The 4,140-nt window shown below is 44.8% G+C and carries 4 protein-coding genes; 3 read left to right on the top strand and 1 reads right to left on the bottom strand.

What is annotated here, in order from left to right:
- The 3 genes from WKF69_RS17780 to WKF69_RS17790 all read left to right on the top strand — a co-directional run.
- Positions 1-545: FAD-dependent protein (locus tag WKF69_RS17780; RefSeq protein ID WP_340383603.1), on the top strand; the 545-nt coding region annotated here is incomplete at its 5' end.
- A 4-nt stretch (positions 546-549) separates the two neighbouring features.
- Positions 550-1,008 carry a DinB family protein gene (locus WKF69_RS17785; RefSeq protein WP_340383605.1) on the top strand — a complete coding sequence of 153 codons (459 nt, stop codon included), beginning with the start codon at positions 550-552 and terminating at the stop codon, positions 1,006-1,008.
- A gap of 1 nt (position 1,009) precedes the next feature.
- Complete coding sequence (locus WKF69_RS17790; RefSeq protein WP_340383607.1) at positions 1,010-1,369, top strand: CoA-binding protein; 360 nt, start codon at positions 1,010-1,012, stop codon at positions 1,367-1,369.
- A 574-nt stretch (positions 1,370-1,943) separates the two neighbouring features.
- Here WKF69_RS17790 and WKF69_RS17795 read toward each other — a convergent pair.
- The gene (locus WKF69_RS17795) at positions 1,944-3,311 is read right to left on the bottom strand and encodes an RNA methyltransferase (protein ID WP_340383609.1); all 1,368 of its coding nucleotides are present in this window, start codon (positions 3,309-3,311) and stop codon (positions 1,944-1,946) included.
- Between the last annotated feature and the right edge of the window lie 829 nt (positions 3,312-4,140).

The raw sequence follows: 4,140 nt of genomic DNA on the forward strand, positions 1-4,140 counted from the left end.
ATGGATGGTCGCCATCCAAAAGAAATAATCCTTTCGCAAACTCAGGCACGGTTGTCCAGATAAATCTGGACGACGTTCCTGGTGACCCGGCAGATCCGTTCCGCCTTCTTGCATTCCAGGCTGGCGTTGAAAAGCTGGCTTATACCGCAGGCGGTGGGAAGCTGGTAGCTCCGGCTCAACGAATGGTCGACTTCGTGAACAACAAATTGTCCAATGATCTTCCTTTGAACTCTTACATCCCTGGAACCAAAAGCGCGGATCTGAGCACCGTCCTTCCTGCCTTCATTCATAAGCGACTGCAGAAAGCCTTGCCTGCATTTGGGCGGAAGATGAAAGGTTATTATACCAATGAGGCTATCCTGGTGGGTGTCGAGTCAAGAACGTCATCACCTGTCCGCATTCCGCGTGATAAAGAAACGCTTCAGCACACCGAAATGCCGGGGCTTTTTCCCTGTGGCGAAGGCGCTGGTTATGCAGGCGGTATCGTGTCGGCGGCAATTGATGGCATGAACTGTGCGGAAGCAGTATTAAAATATATCTCCTGAATCTATGATAGCAAGTGACTTAGCAAAGGAACTCCATGAAACGTTGTCCGGGCAGCCATGGTATGGGTCGCCGGTTATAACCATAATGAACAACGTTGGTCTTGAAAAAGTACATGATAAAAGCCGCGGCCCTCATAGTATTGCCGATATTATAATGCATATGATTGCATGGACAGAGGAAACCACCGAAAGGATGAAGGGCAAATTTGCGTCAAATCCAGGCCGGGGTGACTGGCCGGATCCCGATCAAAAATCATGGTCCGAACTTGTTGACTTGTTTATTTCTGCGAATGAACATTTAAAAGCCACCATTGTTAAAATGGATGACGACATGTTAGCGAAGGAAGTGAATGATGACCGCTATCCGGAAATCGCAGAAAAGGGCAGCTATGAAGAATTAGTTAAAGGGATAATTCAGCATCATATCTATCACTCAGCGCAGATAGCTATATTGAATAAGTAGAATGAAGAAGACATTAATATTAGGAGCGACAGATAATCCATCCAGATACGCAAATCTGGCAGCTAACAGGCTGGTGGCATACGGCCATCCGATAGTGAACATCGGAATAAAGAAAGGGGAGGCTGCAGGCGTGGAAATTGAAAGGGCGGGAGAAGTTTATGAAGATATAGATACGGTCACATTATACGTCGGCCCTCAAAACCAACCTGAATATTACGACTATATAATAGACTCAAAGCCAAAGCGTATTATTTTCAATCCCGGTACAGAAAATCCGGAGCTTGAAGAGATCGCAGTAGAAAACGGGATTGAAGCGCTTCATGCTTGCACGCTTGTGATGTTATCTACGGGGCAGTATTAGGTTTGGTTAAGCCATCCTGACATGAGTTTTATCCAGGGACTACCGGATGTTATTGTCTCATTTCTGCAAAATTATATGGTTAAAAATATTTATTTGAAAAGCAAAGCTTGTGATTTGTCGGTTACGACAGTCCGGTGCTTTGGAGCCCGCCTGCCGGCCGGCAGGTAGTTTTGCCAAGACATTCTTCGTTGATTTTGAATTGCCGTACGGCAAAAGCTACTTCCGTCGCCCCGGTTTAGATTACTCCCAAATGTGCTGAACACGAAGGCCTGCTAAAGTCTCTTTAACGATGAAATTTTCATTCAAAGAATAAATTCCATTGACGCCGGGGTTTCGGGTTAGCGATTGAAGCGGATATACTTTTTCTGCGTAAGCAGAAAAAGATAGCAGCGAAAAGCGCGGGCCCGCTCCCGCGGGCAACCCCAAAATGATAGCAGGTGCTGGATGACTTCAGGAAAAATGAAACTTAGCTCACACCTTGATGATCCAACCAACAGACAGCCTCAAAGACTCTCAACTTTGCCTCTCCGCCCAGTCTTGATACTTGATACCTGATACTTGATACCCTTCTGCCCTAACTAATATTCTGATTCACTATCCTTATCTCCTTCGGGAAGTAATTATTCATCCGGTTCCCCAGCATCTTTGCCCAGCCCAGTGGATGTTCATGATAACAGATGAGCGCCCAACCCAGAACATCGGTTTCCAGCTTCAGCTCATCGCGCTTTAAATAAGATATCGCCTGCTCCCGGGTTACATCAACACGCTGAACGTTTTCATTTAATATAAGGCTTAGAGCCAGTTCATGGTTAGGCACCAGGTCCTTGCCCATAACTTTGCCGAGCCTTACTCCCGACTTCTTGAGGTACAGATTTGATTGAAGATATTGCAGGTCCGCTTCATGCTGTTTATGTATTGCGAAGAAATCATCCTTCAAGCCTAAGATCCTTAGATCGTCCTGGGGTTTGAGCCATTTGCGTATTATAGCTTCGCTGTTTTGATTGATGCGGGTTTCCTTTGCCCGCTTGATCTGAGCTTCGGGTGAAGCTTCAGTTTTCCTGAACGCCGCAATGAAGAAGCCTTCTCCTTTTACTTTATGCGGGTAGAACCGGTAGCCATAACATTTATGCTTGTCAGAGAGCGTTTCTTCGATACCCCAGCTTTCATCTAAAGGTATTTGTATGGGCGATAAGCCAAACGAATCGCAAAGCCAGTCTGAAATCTCTTCATTTTCCTGTTTCGAGTAGCTGCAGGTGGAATAGATCAGGGTGCCTGATTCCTTCAGTGCGGGATAAATATCAGCGAGAATTCGTTGCTGGCGCTGGCTGCATAATAATACAGCACTCTCAGACCATTCGTTTATAGCATCAGGATCCTTTCTGAACATCCCGGATCCGGAACATGGCGCATCAGCTACAATAACATCGAAATAGGCGTCAAGGCGCTTAAAATCCCTGGGATCGTTGTTGGTCACAAACGTGTTCGCAGGCCCCCATTTGATCAGGTTATCCGTCAGAACAGGAACACGGGTTTTGATTATCTCATTTGACACGAGTAAACTGTTCTCATTAATTAAAGAACTAATAAGCGTGCTTTTGCCGCCCGGTGCGGCGCACAGATCCAATACCTTATTATTAGCATCCAGATCCGCGGTATGTTTCAATACCTGCTCGAGGAACATTGAAGAAGCCTCCTGTACATAATAACACCCGGCATGAAATAAAGGATCTGCGGTAAATGATGGGCGTTCATTTAAGTAACGGCCTGTTTCGCACCATGGAATATTCTCACTGTTTCCGAATAAATCAGCTGGCTTAAAGTTATTAAGGCGCACCGAGGTTATTTGTTCACCACTTTCGTGGGATTTAATAAAGGCTTCCCCTTCAAAGTTGTAGTTCTCTATTAAGGATCGAATAAATGCTGAAGGGAGTTTATTGCTCATGATGGATTATAAGTGATGGGTATCAGGCTATACGTTTAAAACTGCCGATCAGGTTTGTTACGACTATAACTCCATACTGTCAGCAAAGTTATTTAAAATGTAGCGTTTAATTTAATGGCGACAGTCGGTCATTACTTTGAAATGTCCCTAGTAAAATAGCGTATAGGATAACCCTTTCGATATAATGTGTAGGATACTCTTCTTATATAATGATATCGGGGGAAAGAATATTAGTAGATTGTTTTTTGGGGGTTGCCGCGTTGTTCGCGGCCGGGCTCTCCGTTTCAATCTTTTCCTGCTGCGCAGAAAAAAGCCTGCCTGCCGGACAGGCAGGGATTTTCACTTCGATCCCTAACCCGGTCGCTCCTATAATATTATATAGCAGGTGGGGGGATATTTCACTTTAACAGTTAATTGGATGTTGGATGGGGTTTAAAGCTCCACCTATTCAAGTGCTTACCAATACCTTATGCTATGTAAGTGAATCCTCAAACGTAGGATAAACGTAGGATCAGCGTAGGATGAGCGTAGGATAAAGCCATCTTAACACCTCCTTAATTATAGCGAAGATCTGTCTTTGTTATTCCCCTTCCGCTTTACTCGGCAGTCGTAGTAAAAAGCAAAAAGGGTGTCTTTATATCCTGACCATACTCGTATATAATATAGCAGCTTATGGTTTGCAGCCTTCCATCAACTTTTCCTGCTTGTTCCCAGCGACTTAGCACAAAGCATAGAATTAAAAGCTATTCTCCCTTGCACCGGAGAGTAAGATGAGTTACCTTTGCAACCCGCAACCAGGAGAAGCGGTTGTTTTTTGAAGGTTTTTAGA

Origin of the sequence: Daejeonella sp., from assembly GCF_037719425.1 — a bacterium.
Lineage (GTDB): Bacteria > Bacteroidota > Bacteroidia > Sphingobacteriales > Sphingobacteriaceae > Daejeonella.